The sequence below is a fragment of the Bradyrhizobium sp. 61 genome, assembly GCF_023073075.1.
GTDB lineage: Bacteria > Pseudomonadota > Alphaproteobacteria > Rhizobiales > Xanthobacteraceae > Bradyrhizobium > Bradyrhizobium barranii.
Genome location: NZ_JADPIU010000052.1, coordinates 590,078 through 609,188, shown reverse-complemented (window position 1 = coordinate 609,188; position 19,111 = coordinate 590,078). Strand labels below are relative to the sequence as shown.

Genomic DNA, 19,111 nt, shown 5'->3' with positions numbered 1-19,111 from the left:
GGATCGCCATGATCGCGACGGAGTTACACTGGAGGGTAGACGCCTATCCCCTTGATTGGTTCCCTCCCGGGAGCATGTAGGCTAGAGGATAGCGCGTCAGGACCGGCGCGGAAACCCCTCGCCCGCAGGCTTGGAGATAAATAAACATCATGAATCCCGTCAAAGAACTGGAAAAGCACGGACAAGCCGTCTGGCTGGACTTCCTGGCCCGCGGCTTCATCGCCAAGGGCGACCTGAAGCGGCTGATCGACACCGACGGCGTCAAGGGCGTCACCTCCAACCCGTCGATCTTCGAGAAGGCGATCGGCAGTTCGGACGAGTATGACGCCCCGATCGGCAAGGCGCTGAAGCGCGGCGACCGGACCGTGGCCGACCTGTTCGAGGCCGTCGCGATCGAGGACATCCAGAACGCCGCGGACGTGCTCCGCCCGGTCTATGACCGCCTGAGGGCCGGCGACGGCTATGTCAGCCTGGAAGTTTCGCCCTATCTGGCGATGGACACCGCCGGCACGGTCGCCGAGGCGCGGCGGCTCTGGAAGGATGTCAACCGCAAGAACCTGATGGTGAAGGTGCCGGCGACGCCGGAGGGCCTGCCGGCGATCGAGACGCTGATCGGCGACGGCATCAGCATCAACATCACGCTGTTGTTCGCAAGGGACGTCTACCTCCAGGTTGCCGAGGCCTATCTCGCCGGTCTGGAAAAATACGTCGCCGGCGGCGGCGACCCGTCGCACGTGGCGAGCGTCGCGAGCTTCTTCGTCAGCCGCATCGACTCGGTCGTCGACAAGCAGCTCGACGAGAAGATCGCCCGCGCCAACGATCCATCCGAGAAGGAGCGGCTCGCCGCGCTGAAGGGCAAGGTCGCGATCGCCAACGCCAAGGTCGCCTACCAAGATTACAAGCGCCTGTTTTCCGGCCCGCGCTGGGACAAGCTCGCCGCCAAGGGCGCCAAGCCGCAGCGGATGCTGTGGGCCTCCACCGGCACCAAGAACAAGGATTACAGCGACGTCCTCTATGTCGAGGAGCTGATCGGCCCCGACACCATCAATACCGTGCCGCCGGCGACGCTCGATGCGTTCCGCGACCACGGCAAGCCGCGCGACAGCCTGGAAGAGAACGTCGACGACGCCCGCCGCGTGCTGGAAGAACTGGAGCGCTCCGGCGTCTCGCTCGAGGCAATCACCGAGGAGCTCGTCAAGGACGGCGTCAAGCAGTTCGCCGATGCCGCCGACAAGCTCTATGGCGCCGTCGCCCACAAGCGGGCGACCGTGCTCGGGCCCGCGATCGACCACCAGCTTCTCTCGCTCGGCGACGGCCTCGGCAAGGCGGTGGCCAAGAGCACCGAGGAATGGCGCGCCTCGGCAAAGATCCGCAGGCTGTGGCAGCGCGACAAATCGGTCTGGACCGGCACCGACGAGGACAAATGGCTCGGCTGGCTCGACAGCGCGGCGAAGGCCGACGTCGCCGACTATGAGGACTATGCGAGCCGCGTGAAGGGCCAAAAGTTCTCCGATGCCGTCGTGCTCGGCATGGGCGGATCGAGCCTTGGCCCCGAGGTGCTGGCCGAGACTTTTGCGCGGAAGTCCGGCTTCCCGAAATTGCACGTGCTGGATTCCACCGATCCGGCACAGGTTCGGGCAATGGAGGCCAGGATCGACATCGCCAACACCGTCTTCATCGTGTCCAGCAAATCCGGCGGGACCACCGAGCCGAACGCGATGAAGGATTATTTCCACGAACGCGTCGCACAGGCGGTCGGGCCGAAAGTGAAGACCGGCCATCGCTTCATCGCGGTGACCGATCCCGGCTCGTCGCTGGAGAAGGCGGCGAAGAGCCTCAACTACGCCCGCATCTTCCATGGCGAACCCACGATCGGCGGCCGCTATTCGGTGCTCTCGCCGTTCGGCCTGGTGCCAGCGGCGACCGCGGGCATCGACGTCAAGACGCTGATCAAGCACGCGCTCTCCATGGCCCGTTCCTGCGGACCCGACGTGCCGCCAGGTGAGAACCCGGGCGTCCAGCTCGGCCTTGCCATGGGCCTCGCCGGCCTCGAAGGCCGCGACAAGGTGACGATCCTGTCGTCGGAGAAGATCGCCGATTTCGGCGCCTGGGCCGAACAACTGATCGCGGAATCGACCGGCAAGGAAGGCAAGGGCCTGATCCCGATCGCCGGCGAACCGCTCGGCGAGCCCGCGCTCTACGGCAACGACCGCTTCTTCATCGACATTCGCACCGAAGGCGAAGCGGACGCCGCGCATGACTCCAAGCTCGCCGCGGTCGAAGCCGCCGGCCATCCCGTCGTGCGCATCGTGATGAAATCGATCGACCATCTCGGTCAGGAGTTCTTCCGCTTCGAGATGGCGACGGCGGTCGCTGGCAGCATCCTCGGCATCAACCCGTTCGACCAGCCGGACGTGGAAGCGGCCAAGATCAAGACCCGCGAGCTCACCGCGTCGTTCGAGAAGACCGGTGCATTGCCGGCCGAACAGCCGGTGGTCAGCACCGACGAGGCCGATCTCTACACCGACGAGGCCAACGCCACGGCGCTGCGCGCCGCCGGCGCCAACGGCGACCTCACCTCGTGGCTGAAAGCGCATCTCTCCCGCTCGGGCCATGGCGACTATGTCGCCCTGCTCGGCTACATCGCGCGCGACAAGGCGACGATCGACGCACTCCAGGCCATGCGTCTCGAAGTGCGCGAGAAGCGTCACGTCGCGACTTGCGCCGAGTTCGGACCGCGCTTCCTGCATTCGACCGGGCAGGCCTACAAGGGCGGGCCCGACAGCGGCGTGTTTCTCCAGATCACGGCCGACGATGCCAAGGACTTGTCGGTGCCGGGCCAGAAGGCGAGCTTCGGCGTGATCAAGGCCGCGCAGGCGCGCGGCGACTTCGACGTGCTCACCGAGCGCGGCCGGCGCGCGCTCCGGGTCCACCTCAAGGGCGGGCTCAAGAAAGGTCTCGCGGCGCTCAACGCGGCGCTTAACGATGCGCTGAACTAAGGGAAACTCTCGATGCAACTCGGCATGATCGGCCTCGGCCGGATGGGCGGCAACATCGTTCGCCGCCTGATGCGCCACGGTCATACGACCGTGGTCTACGACAAGGACGCCAAGGCTGTCGCGGGTCTCGCCGCAGACGGCGCACAGGGCTCGGCGACGCTGGAGGAGTTTGTCGCCAAACTGGAGCGGCCGCGCGCGGCCTGGGTGATGCTGCCGGCCGGCCATATCACCGAGACGACGATCGACACGATTGCAGCCGTGATGCAGGCCGGCGACGTCATCATCGACGGCGGCAACACGTTCTGGCAGGACGACGTCCGCCGCGGCAAGGCGCTGAAGGAGCGCGGCATCCATTATGTCGATGTCGGCACTTCAGGCGGCGTCTGGGGGCTCGACCGCGGCTATTGCATGATGATCGGCGGCGAGAAGCAGGTGGTCGACCGGCTCGATCCGATCTTCGCGGCGCTTGCGCCCGGCGCCGGCGACATTCCGCGCACGGAGGGACGTGAGGGGCGCGATCCCCGCATCGAGCAGGGCTACATCCATGCAGGCCCCGTGGGCGCCGGCCATTTCGTCAAGATGATCCACAACGGCATCGAATACGGCCTGATGCAGGCCTATGCCGAAGGTTTCGACATCCTCAAGAATGCCAACATCGAGGCCTTGCCGGCTGATCATCGCTACGATTTCGACCTCGCCGACATCGCCGAGGTGTGGCGGCGCGGCAGCGTGATCCCGTCCTGGCTGCTCGACCTCACCTCGACGGCGCTCGCCGACAGCCCTGCATTGGCGGAATATTCCGGCTTCGTCGAGGATTCCGGCGAAGGCCGCTGGACCGTGAATGCGGCAATCGACGAGGCGGTGCCGGCCGAAGTTTTGACCGCGGCCCTCTACACACGTTTCCGTTCCCGCAAGGAACACACCTTCGCCGAAAAAATTCTCTCCGCAATGCGCGCGGGCTTCGGCGGTCACAAGGAGCCGAAGCAGCCGGGCGCTTCGAAACCCAAATAAGAGCCGAAGTAACAAGTAACAGAGCGAAGGCCGATTATTCGTGACAAAAGACCCGCAGGCCAAGCGCAAGCCCGAAAATTGCGCCTTCGTCATCTTTGGCGCGACCGGTGACCTTACCCATCGGCTGGTGATGCCGTCGCTCTACAATCTGGCCGCCGAGCACCTGTTGCCGGAGAAGTTCTGCGTCGTCGGTGTGGCCCGCAACCGCCAGTCGGATGACGAGCTGCGCGACAGCCTGTTGAAGGGCCTGCGCCAGTTCGCGACGCGGCCCGTGGACGACGACATTGCCCGGAAGCTGCTGGAATGCGTGACCTTCGTCGAGGCCGATCCGAAGGATCCCCCCTCCTTCGACCGCTTGCGCGAGCATCTGGATTCGCTGGAATGCGCGCAGGACACCGGCGGCAACCGACTGTTCTATCTCGCGACCCCGCCCGCCGCCTTCGCACCGACCGCGCGGGAGCTCGGCCGCACCGGAATGATGAAGGAGAACGGCGCCTGGCGTCGGCTCGTAATCGAAAAGCCGTTCGGCACCGATCTCGCGTCAGCCAAGGCGCTGAATGCCGAGCTCTTGAAGATCATGGACGAGCACCAGATCTACCGGATCGATCATTATCTCGGCAAGGAGACGGTCCAGAACATCCTGGTGCTGCGCTTTGCCAACGGCATGTTCGAGCCGATCTGGAATCGCAACCATATCGACCACATCCAGATCACCGTGGAGGAGAAGCTCGGCGTCGGCCATCGCGGCGGCTTCTACGATGCCACCGGCGCACTGCGCGACATGGTGCCGAACCATCTGTTCCAACTGATGTCGCTGGTCGCGATGGAGCCGCCGGCGCGGTTCGATGCGCATTCCGTGCGCTCCGAAAAGGCCGACGTGCTGACGTCGATCCAGCAGCCGACCCGGGAAGAGGCGCTGAAGAATTCGGTGCGCGCGCAATATCTCGCCGGCCGCATCGGCGACGACGAGATCACGGACTATCGCAAGACCGAGGACGTCAAGCCCGGCAGCAGCACCGAGACCTTCGTCGCGCTGAAGCTGATGATCGACAATTGGCGCTGGGCCGGCGTGCCGTTCTATCTGCGCACCGGCAAGGCGCTCGGCCACAAGCGCACGGAAGTGGCGATCAAGTTCAAGCAGGCGCCGCTGTCGATGTTCTCAGGCACGGATGTCGACCGCCTGTCGCAGAACTTCCTCACCATCGGCATCGCGCCGACCGAAACCATCGAGCTGCAGTTCAACGCCAAGATCCCGGGGCCGAGCATCACCATCGACGGCGTCGAGATGAAGTTCAAGTACGGCGACTATTTCCGCGCCGATCCCTCGACCGGTTACGAGACGCTGATCTACGACTGCATGATCGGCGACAACATCCTGTTCCAGCGCGCCGACGGCATCGAGGCCGGATGGCAGGCGGTGCAGCCGTTCCTGGACGCCTGGAAAAGTGAAGGCACCAACGGCATCGAGACCTACTCCGCCGGCAGCGACGGCCCCGCCTGCGCCGATGAGCTGCTCCGGCGCGACGGGCGAAGCTGGCGGAAGTTTACGTGATGGAAGCGGCCGACCAGCCGATGCTGATCGTCGCAGCCGACGCCGAGGCGCTGGCGCAGGCCGCAGCCGAACGGGTGATGGCGCGGATCGCCGCCAATCCCGGGCGGATCGCGATCTGCCTCACCGGCGGATCCAGCCCGAAAAAGCTCTATCAATTGCTCGGCAGCGACGCGTATCGCGGCAAGATCCCGTGGGACCGCGTGCACTGGTTCATCGGTGACGAGCGTTTCGTGCCTTCGAGCGATCCTCTCAACAACATGGCAGTCGCGCGCGCGGCCTTTCTCGACCGCAATGCGCCCTCCGGGCATATTCACCCGATCCCGACCACGACTGAGAGCCCCGAAGCGGGTGCAGAGGCCTATGCGCGCGAGCTTCAGTCCTTCTACGGCGCCGAAAACCTCGATCCGGCGCGGCCGCTGTTCGACATGGTCCTGATGGGCGCGGGCCCGGACGGTCACACCGCCTCGCTCTTCCCCGGCTACCCCGCGACCGAGGAGACCACACGCTGGGTGGTCGGCGTCCCCAAGGCCAATGTCGCGCCTTTCGTGCCGCGGGTGTCGCTGACCCTGCCCGCCTTGGCCTCCTGCCGCGAGATGCTGTTCGAGATTGCCGGGCACGACAAGCAGCCGATCTTGACGCGCCTGCTCAATGGCGAGACTCTGCCGGCTGTACGCGCGCGCTCGAATGGTGAGACCGTCTGGCTGGTCGACCAGGCCGCGCTTCCGGAGGGAATTCGTGGCGGGCGTTGAAGCACCTTGTGCGTTGATCGTGATGGGCGTGTCGGGTTCAGGCAAGAGTACGGTTGCGGAGGCGCTCGGGCAGCGGCTCGGCTGGCGTTTCGAGGACGGCGACAGCTTTCACCCCGCCAGCAATGTCGAGAAGATGCGGGCGGGCCATCCCCTCACCGACGAGGACCGCTGGCCCTGGCTCAACGCCATTGCCGACGAGATCGCCCGGGTTTGCGACAAGGGCGAGCACGTGATCATCGCCTGCTCGGCGCTGAAGCACACCTATCGCGACGTGCTGCTGCGCGGACGCGACGACGTCCGCTTCGTCTTCCTGAGGGGCACCAGGGAGCTGATCGCCGCCCGCCTCGCGCAACGCAAGGGCCATTTCATGCCGCCCGGACTGCTGACGAGCCAATTCACGACGCTGGAGCCGCCCGAGGCCGGCGAGCACGTCGTCACCGTCTCGATCGACGAATCCGTCGAGGCGATCGTGGACGGCGTGGTACGGCAATTGAAGCTGAGCGGGGCGAAACGCTGAGGCCGATAAACCCTGAGGTCCTGCCATGACGAAAATCTCACTGGTCGTCTCCGACGTCGACGGCACGCTGCTGACCAAGGACAAGACGCTGACGGAGCGCGCGCGGTCCGCGGTCCAGCGGCTGCACAAGGCCGGCATCGGCTTCACCATCACCTCCAGCCGCCCCGCGATCGGCATGCGGTTCCTGGTCGAGCCGCTGGCGCTCTGGCTGCCGATCGGCCCGTTCAACGGCTCCTCGATCGTCGATCCCGAGATGCATCCGGTCGAGCAGCACCTGATCCCGGCGAGCGCCGCCGAACGGTCCTTGCAGATCCTCCGGGAGTTCGGCGCCGACATCTGGCTCTTCACCACCGACAAATGGCTGATCGACAACCCTGATGGTAAATACGTCGCGCACGAGCAGCACACGATCCGTTCCGATCCCACCATCGTGACGGATTTCTCGCCGTACCTTGCGAACGCCTGCAAGATCGTCGGCGCCAGCACCGATGCCGCCGGCCTGGAGCGTTGCGAGAAAGCGATGCAGGAGGCGCTCGGCAGCGCGGCCACTGCAGTGCGCTCGCAGACCTATTATCTCGACATCACGCCGCCCGGCTTCGACAAGGGCACGTTCGTGCAAGCCATGGCCAAGCGCCTTGGTATTTCCTCCGACGCGGTCGCCACCATCGGTGACATGCAGAACGACCTCGCGATGTTCCGCGTCAGCGGCACCTCGATCGCCATGGGCAATGCCACCGACAGCGTCAAGGACCAGGCCACCCACGTCACCGCGACCAACGAACAGGACGGCTTTGCGGAGGCGATGGAGGTGATCTTGAAGCGGAACGGGGTGGGCTGATATCTGATGAGATGATACTCGACTGGCGCCGCGACGGAGGTGCGTTCCCTCCCCCCTTACTTCGACCGCTGCACCGCCGGCTTTTCGCTTTCCTGCCTCGCCGCCGAGAGATTATGAGCGGTGTTGATCAGCGCGATGTGGGTCAGCGCCTGCGGGAAATTGCCGGTCTGGCGCCGGGCGCCTGAATCATATTCTTCGGCCAAGAGGCCGACATCGTTCGCGATGCCGACCACGCGGTCGAGCAAGGCTTGCGCCTTGTCGAGATCGCCGGCCAGCACATGCGCATCGGCCAGCCACAGGCTGCACGCCAGGAACGCGCCCTCGATCGGCTGTTTCTCCTCGGATATCTCGCGGGGATCGTGGCGCAGCACAAAACCGTCGCGCATCATGTGTTTCTCGACGGCGGCGATGGTGCCCCGAATGCGCGGGTCCGATGGCGGCAGGAAGCCGACGGCCGGCAGCAGTAGCACGCTGGCATCGAGCAGCTTTGAACCATAGAAGTCGACGAAGGCATTCTCCTCCGCGTCAAATCCCTTGTTGCAGACATCGCGATGAATGGCTTCGCGCAGGGCACGCCAATGCAGGAGCGGCGCCTTGAAGCCAAAGGTCTCGGCGCTCTTGATGCCGCGGTCGAAGGCGACCCAGGTCATGACCTTGGAGAACACGTAGTGCCTGGGCTGTCCACGCAGCTCCCAGATGCCGTTGTCGGGATGGTCCCAGACCTCGGCGAGATGGTTGAGCACGGCGCATTCCAGCGCCCAGGTCGTCTCGTCGTCGAGCTTCAGCTTCGCCATGCGCGACTGGTGGAAGGCGTCGATCAGTTCGCCGTAGACGTCGAGCTGGAGCTGCGCATGCGCGGCGTTGCCGACGCGCACCGGTTGGGCGCCCTCATAACCGTCGAGCCAGCCCGCTTCCCATTCCAGCAGACGCCGCTGGCCCCAGATGCCGTACATGATCTGCATGTCCGCCGGCGAGCCTGCCGCCGCGCGCAGCAGCCAATTGTGCCAGGCCAACGCTTCCTCGGTGTAACCCGAGTTCATCAGCGCCAGCAGCGTGAAGGTCGCATCGCGCAACCAGCAGAAGCGGTAATCCCAATTCCTGGCGCCGCCGAGCTTTTCCGGCAACGAGGTGGTGGGCGCCGCGACGATGCCGCCGGTGGGGGCGAAGGTCAGCGCCTTCAGCGTGATCAGCGAGCGTACGATCAGATCGTGATATTCGCCGTCGCGGGTGCAGCGGCTGCACCATTCGTTCCAGAATTTCTCTGTCTCCTGGAAGGCGATCTCCGGATCGATCGGCGCGGGCGGATCGAGATGCGAGGGGCCGTAGGTCAGCACGAACGGCACCGTCTCACCGGCCTTCACGTCGAAGTCGGAGACCGTGGTCAGATCCTCGCCGCGGGTCTCCACCGGGGTGCGAAGCACCGTCATGTCCTGGCCGGCGATCGCCAGCAGCGAATGGTCGATGCGTCGCACCCAGGGAATGTCGACGCCGAAGCCGAAGCGGATGACGAGCTCCATCCGCATCTTCACCGTGCCCGTGAGGCCGCGGACCAGCCGCACGATGTCGGAGGCCTTGCCGCGCGGCGGCATGAAGTCGATCAGCGCAACGGCGCCGCTCCTGGTCTCGAAGCGCGTTTCGAGGATGAGGGTGTTGCCGAGATAGCGGCGCGAGATGGAGGTCGTGTCTTCGCCCGGCGCGATCAGCCAGCGGCCGTTCTTGTGCGTGCCGAGGATCGCGGCAAAGCAGGCATCGGAATCGAAGGCCGGCCAGCACAGCCAGTCGATCGAGCCGTCGCGCCCGACCAGCGCTGCGGTCTCGCAATCGCCGATCAGCGCATAGTCCTCGATCCTCTGAGCCAATGTGTCACGAGCCCCGGAAAATCCGCCGTTTCAACTCCCGCCGGTCAACGAGCGTTCCCGCGTCGCCGCCTTCAAGGCCGTAACATCGACCTTGGCGGCGATCTTGTCGAGCGCCACCGGCAGGCGCTGGCGCCAGTTCGGATGCTCGTCGATCGTACCGGGAATGTTGGGCTGGTCAATCACGCCGAGCAGATCCTCCAGCGACACCGCCAGCAGACGCGACGGCGTCCGCGACAGGAACGCGAGCACCGAATAGAGATCGTTGGCGTTGATGCCGTTCTGGCGCAGGATCTCGTCGAGCCTGCCGAGCGCATCCCAGCGCGCCTGGTCATTCTCGCCGGGGTCGAGCCCGAGCGAGCGCTTCATCTTGAGATCGCTGAAGGAGCGCCAGCCGGCGTAGGTGCACAGATCATGCGTGTTCAGCGTGACCAGCGCATTGGGCCGGTAATGGTCGGCATTGCGGAAACGGCCGGCATCGTCGCGCTCGAACATCATGACGAGGTAGGACCAGATGCCGAAATCCTGCATGGTCTCGCGGAAACCTTCCGGCACGGTGCCGAGGTCCTCGCCGATCACGATGCATTTGTGCGCCGCGCTCTCGCGCACCACGGCGCCGAGCAGCGCCTCGAACGGCATCCGCACATAGGCGCCGTTGTCCGGCTTGAAGCCGCGCGGCACCAGATACAGCCGCTTCAAGCCCAGCACGTGATCGAGCCGGATCGCGCCGGCATGGCGCATCGAGGCGGCCAGCATGTCGGCGAACGGCACGAAGGATTGCGCCTCCAGACCACCGGCATTGAAGCCGGCAAGGCCCCAATCCTGCCCGACGGTGTTGAGCACGTCGGGCGGCGCGCCGACGGCGAGATGGCGCGAAATCGCCATCTGCTCGTTCCAGGCGTCGAAGCCGTTGGACTGCACGCCGACGGCGACGTCGAGATAGAGCCCGACGCGCATGCCAAGCTGGCCGGCCAATTCCTTGGCGGCATGCAATTGGCTATCGGCCGTCCATTGCACGAATTCGACGAACTCGACCTCGCGCTTGTCGGGACCGTTGCGGAGCTCGGCGCATTTGGCTTCATCCGGCTGCTGCCACTCTTGCGGCCACTCCCACCAAGGCCCGGTGAAGCGATGCCGCAGCACCTCGAAGCAGGCAAAGCGGGACAACAGCGGCGCGCGGTCGGCGCGGAAGGCGTCGAATTCCTTGCGGCGCGGCTCGCTCGCGCTCGTCACGAAACTGTTGTAGGCGGCGCGCAGGCCGAGCCATTTCAGCGCCGCCATGTCCGCATAGGGCACACGATCGCCTTCGCGCAGCCGTGCGGCGGTCGCAGCCGCGTCGGGGACGAGGTCGGCGGAAAATTCCGGGATCGCCTCGACGTCGATATAGAGCGGGTTGAGAAAAAGCCGGCTGTTCGGCGAATAGGGGCTGCAATCGGCGGGGTGGTTGTCGAACAGGACATGCAGCGGATTGAGCCCGACGCCATCGGCGCCGAGCTGCCTCGCGAGCCGGACGAGGCCGGCAAGGTCGGTGAAATCGCCGATGCCCCAATTGCGCTCCGAGCGGACGCTGTAGAGCTGCACGGCGAGCAGCCAGCCACGGGCTAAATCGCCGCCGAAGGCGCGTTCGGGCGCCACGATCATAGGCACCTCTTCCGCAACACCCTTGGCATCGGTCAGCGTCAACCGGTGATAACCGAGCGGCAGGCCAGCGGGCCAGGCGATCACGGGCTCGTGGGTCTCGCCTTGCGCGATCACATTGCCGTTTGCGCGCAATGTCCATTGCAGCGGCGGCGCGCCGATTGTCGTCAATTCGGTGCGCGGATGTCCCAGGGCGCGCACCACCACGGGCCCGCCGACGAAGCGGTAAACCCGCTTCTCCGGCAGGGCCTCGAGGATGGATTTGAGGGCCACGGGATCGGTGACCCGCAGCTTTCCGAGGGCATCGACGAATTCGGACTGAACGCCCTTGATCCGGGCTTGAGCTAAAAGATCCATTCGGCACGCAGCTTGCAGGCCGTCATCCGGCCGGGGGCAGGGAATTTAACGAGGTCGTGGAAGAGGTTAGTCAGGGCTAACTCGCAGACCGTGCCTGCCGTTCCCGAGGGAACCAATGACACACAAGCGGCTTTCTATATTGGTATCAAGCGTAGGTTCCCGACAAGGGAAACGGGCTCCTGCTTTCTTGTCAATGGCATCACCGTGAACAAGACAATTCAAACTGTCGAGAGTGCCGCAGCCGGCGGCGCTTTCCTCATCGAAGATATCTATCCCTCGATCGACGGCGGCCGTTTCGCCGTGAAGCGGATTGCGGGCGAACGGGTCGACGTCTGGGCCGACATCTATCGCGACGGCAGCGCGGTGATCGGTGCCGCGCTGATCTGGCGAGGAGAGCAGGACCGGGAATGGCGGAGCGAGCCGATGATCCATCACGGCAATGACCGCTGGTCCGGCGCGTTCACCCCCGTCGAGCCCGGCCAATATGTCTATGCGATCGAGGCATGGACCGACGAATTCGCCACCTGGTCGCACGGGGTTGTACGCAAACGGCGCGCCGGCGCGGACGTCAGCCTCGATGCGATCGAGGGCGCCGGCCTCCTGACCAAGGCACATGGCGCCCGGCAGGACGCCGCGGCGGTCATCGTGAAGCAATGCGAGGACTATCTTCAGACCGGCGATGTCGGCTCGCTGCTGGCAGCCGATCTCGGCGCGGCCATGGCTGAGAGCCAGTCGCGGCCCGACCTGACCCGCTCGCAGAACTTCCCGCTGATCGTCGACCGCGACAGAGCGCGCTTCGGCGCCTGGTATCAGATGATGCCGCGCAGCCAGAGCCAGAGTCCCGGCCGGCACGGCACGCTGCGTGACTGCATCGCGCGCGTGCCCGACATCGCCGCGATGGGCTTTGACGTGCTCTACTTCACGCCCATCCACCCCATTGGCCGCACCCGCCGCAAGGGCCGCAACAATGCGCCGGTGGCGACCGAAGGCGATCCCGGCTCGCCCTATGCGATCGGCACGGCCGAGGGCGGGCACGATGCACTGCATCCCGAGCTCGGCACGATCGAGGATTTCCGCGCGCTGGTCGCGACCTGTCTCGAATACGGCCTCGAGCTCGCGCTCGACTTCGCCGTGCAATGCTCGCCGGACCATCCCTGGCTGACGCAGCATCCGGAATGGTTCAAATGGCGGCCGGACCGCTCGGTGCGGACGGCGGATGATCCCTATTCGGACATCGTCATCCCCGACTTCGCCTCCGTCGACCGGGCCGGGCTGTGGAACGCGTTTCGCGATGCCATGCTGTTCTGGATCGACCACGGCGTCACCATCTTCGCCATCGACAATCACGACACCGCGCCGCTTCCGTTCTGGGAGTGGCTGATCAGCGACATCCGCCGCCGCCATCCCGAGGTGATCCTGTTCTCCAAGACCTTTGCACGACCGAAGCTGATGAAGGGCCTCGCCAAGCTCGGCTTTGCACAGTCCTTCAGCTATTTCCCCTGGCGCACGGCGAAGTGGGAGCTGGAGCAATATCTGGGCGAGCTGACCCGCCATCCCGAGCGCGATTTCTATCGGGCGAACCTGTTCGTGAGCACGCCCGACCTGCTGCCCTATCATCTCCAGGGCGGCGAGCCCTGGGCGTTCAAGTCACGGGTCGCACTGGCCGCGGCGCTCTCTAGCAGTTATGGCATCTACAGCGGGTTCGAGCTGCTGGAGCATGACGCGATTCCCGGCCGCGAAGAATATCTCGATTCCGAGAAGTACCAGATCAAGCCGCGCGACTGGGACCGGCCCGGCAACATCAAGACCTACATCGCCGCGCTCAATCGCATCCGCAACGATAACGCCGCACTTCAACAAATGGAGAATTTGCGCTTCCTCGGCGTCGAGGACGGCGAGACGATCGCCTTTGCCAAGGAGGCGGCCGATCCAGCCAACACCGTCGTCGCGGTCATCGCCCTCTCGCGCCATGTCCGCGAAGTCTGGTTGCCGCTCGGCGACCTCACCATCGACGCCGGCGGCACACGCCGCCACGTCACCGCACTCGAAAATCTCATCACAGGCGAACTGTCCCGCATCGAATGGGGCGGGATCAAATTACATATAGATCCCGACCGCGACCCGGCGCTGCTGTTCCGCTGCCTGGCGTAAGGATCACGCCATGAATGTTTTGTCTTCCGTCGACACCCAAAAAGCCGAGGCAGCCGAGATCGTGGATGAACTCTGGTACAAGGACGCCATCATCTACCAGCTCCACGTCAAGGCGTTTGCCGACAGCAACCATGACGGCATCGGCGATTTCGCCGGACTGACCGAGAAGCTGCCCTATCTCCAGGAGCTCGGCGTCACCGCGCTGTGGCTGTTGCCGTTCTATCCATCGCCAGGACGCGACGACGGCTACGACATCGCCGACTACGGTTCGGTCAATCCCGATTTCGGGACAATGAAGGACTTCAAGCGCTTCATCCAGGAAGCGCAGAAGCGCGGCCTGCGCGTCATCACCGAGCTCGTCGTCAATCACACCTCCGACCAGCACAAATGGTTCAAGCGCGCGCGCCGCAGCCATCCGGGCTCGAGCGCCCGCAACTGGTATGTCTGGAGCGACACCGACCAGAAATACCAGGGCACGCGGATCATCTTCACCGACACCGAGAAGTCGAACTGGACCTGGGACCACGAGGCCGGGGCGTTCTACTGGCACCGCTTCTTCTCGCACCAGCCGGACCTCAATTTCGACAATCCGCGCGTGGTCAGCGCCCTGATCCAGGTGATGAAGCGCTGGCTGGATGCCGGCGTCGACGGATTCCGCCTCGACGCCATCCCCTATCTCTGCGAACGCGACGGCACCAACAACGAGAACCTCCCGGAGACGCATGCGATCATCAAGCGCCTGCGCCAGGAACTGGACTCCTACTCCAAGGGCAAGCTGCTGCTGGCCGAGGCCAATCAATGGCCGGAGGACGTGCAGGAATATTTCGGCCGCGGCGACGAGTGCCACATGGCCTACCACTTCCCGCTGATGCCACGCATCTACATGGCGATCGCGCAGGAAGACCGCTTTCCGATCACCGACATCTTGCGCCAGACGCCGGACATTCCCGCAAGCTGCCAATGGGCGCTGTTCCTGCGCAACCATGACGAGCTGACGCTGGAGATGGTCACCGACGTCGAGCGCGACTATCTCTGGACCACCTACGCCAACGATCCCCGCGCCCGCATCAATGTCGGCATCCGCCGGCGGCTGGCGCCGCTGATGGACAATGACCGCCGCAAGATCGAGCTGATGAACTCGCTGCTGCTGTCCTTTCCCGGCACGCCGATCATCTATTACGGCGACGAGATCGGCATGGGCGACAACATCTATCTCGGCGACCGCAACGGCGTGCGCACGCCGATGCAGTGGAGCCCGGACCGCAATGGCGGCTTCTCCCGCTGCGATCCCGCCCGTCTCTACGCGCCGCTGATCATGGACCCCGTCTACGGCTACGAGTCGGTGAACGTGGAGGCGCAGTCGCGCAGCCTGTCCTCGCTGCTCAGCGCCACCAAGCGCCTGATCTCGGTGCGCAAATCGACCCTCGCCTTCGGCCGCGGCACCATGACCTTCATCCGCCCGGCCAACCGCGCCGTGCTGGCCTATGTCCGGCAGTACAACGACGAGGTGATCCTGTGCGTCGCCAACCTCTCGCGCGCAGCCCAGGCGACCGAGCTCGATCTGTCGCCGTGGAAGGACCGCATTCCGCAGGAGATGCTCGGACGCACGCGTTTTCCGCCGATCGGCGAGGTGCCCTACATGATCACGCTGGGGCCTTACGGCTTCTACTGGTTCCAGCTCACCGAGCGCAACAAGTCCGAGCCGGTGACGCCGCGCGCGGTGCCTGAGTTCGAGACGCTGGTGGTGCCGGTCAATTCGACCTGGGTGTCGCTGGCGCGCGAGCGCGGCGTGTTCGAGCATGAGGTGCTGCCAGGCTTCCTGTCGCGCACGCGCTGGTATCCCGAGCAAGATCCCAAGCAGATCAAGCCGACGCTGACCTCGGCGGTTCCGTTCTGCGACATCGGCGACAACAGGCCCTGGATCGCGATCTTCGAAACCGCGCAACAGGATGCCACGGCGCGCTACGTGCTGGCGATGCAGATCGAATGGGTGCGCTTCGACCGCGAACGCTTCAACCCGAAGGCGCTCGCCGCCGTGCGTCAGGGCGCGCGCGAAGGTACCTTGCTCGACGTTGCGACCGAGCAGATCTTCATCGGCCTGTTCCTGCGCAATCTGTCGCAGAACCTGGTGGTGGAAGAGAACAATCTGCGTCTGGAGTTCAAGGCGACCAGCCGGTTCGCCGATTACATCATCAAGGAGCCCGAACGCATCCGCGCCATCGAGCAGTCGAACAGCACGGCGCTGGTCGACAACCAGTACGTCGCCAAGATCTATCGCCAGCTCGAAGGCGGCATCAATCCCGAGATCGAGATTGGCTCCTACCTCACCGACGTCGCGCACTTTGCCAATACGCCGGCGCTGCTCGGCAGCGTCGAACTGGTCGAAGGCGACAGAAGCAGCGCGGTCGGCGTGCTGCACGCCTATGTCGAGAACCAGGGCGACGGCTGGGCCGTCACCACGGGTTACCTCGACCGCTATATCGACGAGCAGCGGTTGGCGCCGATGAGCGAAGCGCCCCGAGAGACCCAGGAGCAGGCGCCTTACCTGCACTTCATGGCGCAGATCGGCCGGCGGCTCGCCGAGCTGCATGTGGCTCTCGCCGCCGCAAGGCCCGATGATCTCGCGCCGGAGCCGATCGGCCCCGCACAGGTCGAGCGCTGGGCATCCGGGCTCAAGGCACGGGCCGAGCGGATCTTCGAACGGCTGGCCGACAGCCGCGACGGCCTGCGCGAGGCCGACCGGCCTCTGATCGACCAGCTCGTCGCGGTGCGCGCGACCCTGCCCGACCACCTCTATGCACTCTTGCCATCCGACATCGGCGGGTTGAACATCCGTCATCATGGCGACTTCCGCCTCGGGCAAATCCTGATCGTGAAGGACGATATCTTCATCATCGACTTCGACGGCGATCCGCGTCTGCCGCTGGCCGACAAGCGGCGCAAGGCACCGGCCGCACGCGACGTCGCCGGCCTGATCCGCTCGATCGAGCTTTCGGTTAACACAGCGCTCAGCCGCGCGCTGACGGGCGCATCCGACGAGCAGGACCGGCTCGCGACCGCACTCGGCGAATGGCGCGAACGCGCCGCCGCGACATTCCTTAACGCTTACCGCGAAGCCATGACCGATCGCCGGCTGTGGCCGGAAGATCGGCAATCCGCGGAAGGCCTGTTAAGGTTTTTCCTGCTTGATCAAGCCTTCGACGAAGTAGAGTACGAGCTGTCCCACCGGCCTGAGGGGCTCCGCGCGCCGCTGACCGGACTGCTTCGCATTCTGTCCAATGAGAGCGAAGCCCATGCCTAAACTGCCAGCCGAGGCCTACGCGATCATCGAGGGCCGCCACCCCGACCCCTTCCATTATCTCGGGTTGCATCCCGAGGGCGGCAAGAGCGTGGTGCGCGCGTTCCTCCCCGAGGCCAGCAATGTCGAGGCGGTGGGCGAACATGGCGAGGTGGCGAAGCTCGATCGCGTCCACGCTTCGGGCCTGTTCATCGGCGCCTTGCCGAACGGCTCGAAGCGCTATCAGCTCCGCGCCAGGTTCGGCGACAACACCGTCGAGTTCGAGGACGCCTATCGCTTCCCGCCGATCCTGACCGATTTCGATCTCTATCTGCTCGGCGAAGGCACCCATCAGCGCCTCTACGACAAGCTCGGCGCGCATCCGATGCGGCTCGAAGGCATCGACGGCATCGGCTTCGTCGTGCTGGCGCCGAATGCGCGGCGCGTGTCCGTGGTCGGCGATTTCAATTTCTGGGACGCGCGGCGCCATCCGATGCGGGTGCGCGGTGCCGGTTATTGGGAATTGTTCATCCCGCACGCCAAGGGCGGCGACCACTACAAGTTCGATATCATCGGGCCGCACGGCCACCAGTTGCCGCTGAAGTCCGATCCCATGGCCTTTGCGAGCGAGGTGCGACCGAAGACGGCTTCCATCGTGTTCGACGAGGCACATCTCGCGCGCCCGCGCCCGGCGCCGGATGGCATCAACGCGCTCTCGGCGCCGATGTCGATCTACGAGGTCCATCTCGGCTCCTGGCGCCGCAAGAACGGCGACGAATGGCTCACCTATCGCGAGCTGGCCGAGCAGCTGCCGGCCTATGCCCGCGACATGGGCTTTACCCATCTCGAATTCCTGCCCGTCAGCGAGCATCCGTTCGACGGCTCCTGGGGCTATCAGCCGACCGGCCTCTATGCGCCGACCAGCCGCTTCGGCGGGCCTGAGGATTTTGCCGCCCTGGTCGATGCCTGCCATCGCGAGGGCGTCGGCGTGCTGCTCGACTGGGTGCCCGGCCATTTCCCTGACGATCCGCACGGGCTCGGCAGCTTTGACGGCACCTCGCTCTACGAGCATGCCAATCCGCTCCAGGGCCGCCACCTCGACTGGGGCACGCTGATCTACAATTACGGCCGCACCGAAGTGACGAACTTCCTGGTGTCGAACGCGCTGTTCTGGCTCGAGCGCTACGCGATCGACGGCCTGCGCGTCGATGCGGTCGCCTCCATGCTCTATCTCGACTACAGCCGCCCGCCGGGCGCCTGGATTCCGAACCAGTATGGCGGCCGCGAGAACATCGAGGCGATCGCGTTCCTGCGCCGCTTCAACACCGAATTGTTCGCGCGCTTCCCGCAGGCGACCACGGCGGCCGAGGAATCCACCGCGTGGCCGCAGGTCTCGCGCCCAGTCGAATTCGGCGGGCTCGGCTTCGGCTACAAGTGGAACATGGGCTGGATGCACGACACGCTGAACTACATCAGCAAGGATCCGATCCACCGCAAGCATCATCACGGCGATATCCTGTTCGGTCTGCACTACGCGTTCTCGGAGAACTTCATTCTGCCGCTGTCGCATGACGAGGTCGTGCACGGCAAACGCTCGATCCTCGGCCGCATGCCCGGCGACGAGTGGCAGAGGTTTGCGAATTTGCGCGCCTATTACAGCTTCATGTTCGGCCATCCCGGCAAGAAGCTGTTGTTCATGGGCGCGGAACTCGCGCAAAGCCGCGAATGGAATCACGACCAGTCGCTCGACTGGCACCTGCTCGAATACAAGTACCATTCCGGCATCCAGGCGCTGATCCGCGACCTCAACCGGCTCTATCGCGCGGTGCCGGCGCTGCACCAGATGGATTGCGAACCGGCCGGCTTCGAATGGCTGATCACGGATGACGCCAACCGCAACGTGTTCGCCTGGCTGCGCAAGGGATTCGACGAGCACGCACGGTGTCTCGTGATCATCAACTTCTCACCCAACGTCTATCGCAACTATCGCGTCCCCGTGCCCTTTGCCGGCAAGTGGAAAGAAGTGTTCAATTCGGACTCCGCCCATTACGGCGGCACCGATGTCGGAAACATCGGCGAGGTTCATGCCGCTGGCGGCAAGGCGCCCGAGCTTCGCCTCACCGTTCCGCCGCTCGCCGCGATCTTCCTCGTTCCGGAAAGCTGACC

11 protein-coding genes are annotated in these 19,111 nt (G+C 64.9%); 9 read left to right on the top strand and 2 right to left on the bottom strand.

Translation table 11 applies throughout. The features are described from left to right. Positions 1 to 149: 149 nt before the first annotated feature. From IVB46_RS17835 to IVB46_RS17810, 6 genes are read left to right on the top strand one after another with little or no spacing between them, the layout of a single operon-like run. Entirely contained in the window at positions 150 to 2,999 is a 2,850-nt protein-coding gene (locus IVB46_RS17835) for a bifunctional transaldolase/phosoglucose isomerase (protein WP_247304348.1), read from the top strand. 12 nt (positions 3,000 to 3,011) lie between these two features. Then, on the top strand, positions 3,012 to 4,010 hold the full coding sequence (gene gnd / locus IVB46_RS17830) for a phosphogluconate dehydrogenase (NAD(+)-dependent, decarboxylating) (protein ID WP_028160653.1): 999 nt from the start codon (positions 3,012 to 3,014) through the stop codon (positions 4,008 to 4,010). 40 nt (positions 4,011 to 4,050) lie between these two features. After that, positions 4,051 to 5,562, top strand: a complete 1,512-nt coding sequence (gene zwf / locus IVB46_RS17825) for a glucose-6-phosphate dehydrogenase (protein WP_247304350.1) — start codon at positions 4,051 to 4,053, stop codon at positions 5,560 to 5,562. Continuing rightward, entirely contained in the window at positions 5,562 to 6,311 is a 750-nt protein-coding gene (gene pgl, locus IVB46_RS17820; protein ID WP_247304806.1) for a 6-phosphogluconolactonase, read from the top strand. Before zwf ends, pgl begins: the two co-directional genes overlap by 1 nt. Then, complete coding sequence (locus IVB46_RS17815; protein WP_208088415.1) at positions 6,298 to 6,828, top strand: gluconokinase; 531 nt, start codon at positions 6,298 to 6,300, stop codon at positions 6,826 to 6,828. Before pgl ends, IVB46_RS17815 begins: the two co-directional genes overlap by 14 nt. A 25-nt stretch (positions 6,829 to 6,853) precedes the next feature. Then, the gene (locus tag IVB46_RS17810) at positions 6,854 to 7,666 is read left to right on the top strand and encodes an HAD family hydrolase (RefSeq protein ID WP_247304352.1); all 813 of its coding nucleotides are present in this window, start codon (positions 6,854 to 6,856) and stop codon (positions 7,664 to 7,666) included. Between the two features lie 56 nt (positions 7,667 to 7,722). Here IVB46_RS17810 and IVB46_RS17805 read toward each other — a convergent pair whose 3' ends face one another. Both IVB46_RS17805 and malQ read right to left on the bottom strand, forming a co-directional pair. Then, on the bottom strand, positions 7,723 to 9,525 hold the full coding sequence (locus tag IVB46_RS17805) for a glycoside hydrolase family 15 protein (protein WP_247304354.1): 1,803 nt from the start codon (positions 9,523 to 9,525) through the stop codon (positions 7,723 to 7,725). A 30-nt stretch (positions 9,526 to 9,555) separates the two neighbouring features. Next, positions 9,556 to 11,517 (bottom strand): 4-alpha-glucanotransferase, encoded by a 1,962-nt coding sequence (gene malQ, locus IVB46_RS17800; protein WP_247304356.1) that lies wholly within the window; start codon positions 11,515 to 11,517, stop codon positions 9,556 to 9,558. Positions 11,518 to 11,721: 204 nt separating this feature from the next. On the opposite strand from malQ, the gene IVB46_RS17795 reads away from it, so the two are divergent. Genes IVB46_RS17795 through glgB form a run of 3 tightly spaced genes read left to right on the top strand, consistent with a single transcriptional unit; the run spans position 11,722 to position 19,109 of the window. Further along, positions 11,722 to 13,668, top strand: coding sequence for a maltotransferase domain-containing protein (locus IVB46_RS17795; RefSeq protein ID WP_247304358.1), 1,947 nt, complete (start codon positions 11,722 to 11,724; stop codon positions 13,666 to 13,668). A gap of 10 nt (positions 13,669 to 13,678) precedes the next feature. Continuing rightward, positions 13,679 to 16,969: a maltose alpha-D-glucosyltransferase gene (gene treS / locus IVB46_RS17790; RefSeq protein WP_247304360.1), complete on the top strand. Its 3,291-nt coding sequence runs from the start codon at positions 13,679 to 13,681 to the stop codon at positions 16,967 to 16,969. Beyond that, positions 16,962 to 19,109: a 1,4-alpha-glucan branching protein GlgB gene (glgB, locus tag IVB46_RS17785; RefSeq protein ID WP_247304362.1), complete on the top strand. Its 2,148-nt coding sequence runs from the start codon at positions 16,962 to 16,964 to the stop codon at positions 19,107 to 19,109. The genes treS and glgB overlap by 8 nt, the downstream gene beginning before the upstream one ends. Positions 19,110 to 19,111 lie beyond the last annotated feature (2 nt).

What these genes read in the sequence shown, in the direction of transcription:
- IVB46_RS17835 (WP_247304348.1), top strand. Translation starts at nt 150, where the DNA reads ATGAATCCCGTCAAAGAACTGGAAAAGCACGGACAAGCCGTCTGGCTG.
- gnd (WP_028160653.1), top strand. Translation starts at nt 3,012, where the DNA reads ATGCAACTCGGCATGATCGGCCTCGGCCGGATGGGCGGCAACATCGTT.
- pgl (WP_247304806.1), top strand. Translation starts at nt 5,562, where the DNA reads ATGGAAGCGGCCGACCAGCCGATGCTGATCGTCGCAGCCGACGCCGAG.
- IVB46_RS17810 (WP_247304352.1), top strand. Translation starts at nt 6,854, where the DNA reads ATGACGAAAATCTCACTGGTCGTCTCCGACGTCGACGGCACGCTGCTG.
- malQ (WP_247304356.1), bottom strand. Translation starts at nt 11,517, where the DNA reads ATGGATCTTTTAGCTCAAGCCCGGATCAAGGGCGTTCAGTCCGAATTC.
- treS (WP_247304360.1), top strand. Translation starts at nt 13,679, where the DNA reads ATGAATGTTTTGTCTTCCGTCGACACCCAAAAAGCCGAGGCAGCCGAG.
- glgB (WP_247304362.1), top strand. Translation starts at nt 16,962, where the DNA reads ATGCCTAAACTGCCAGCCGAGGCCTACGCGATCATCGAGGGCCGCCAC.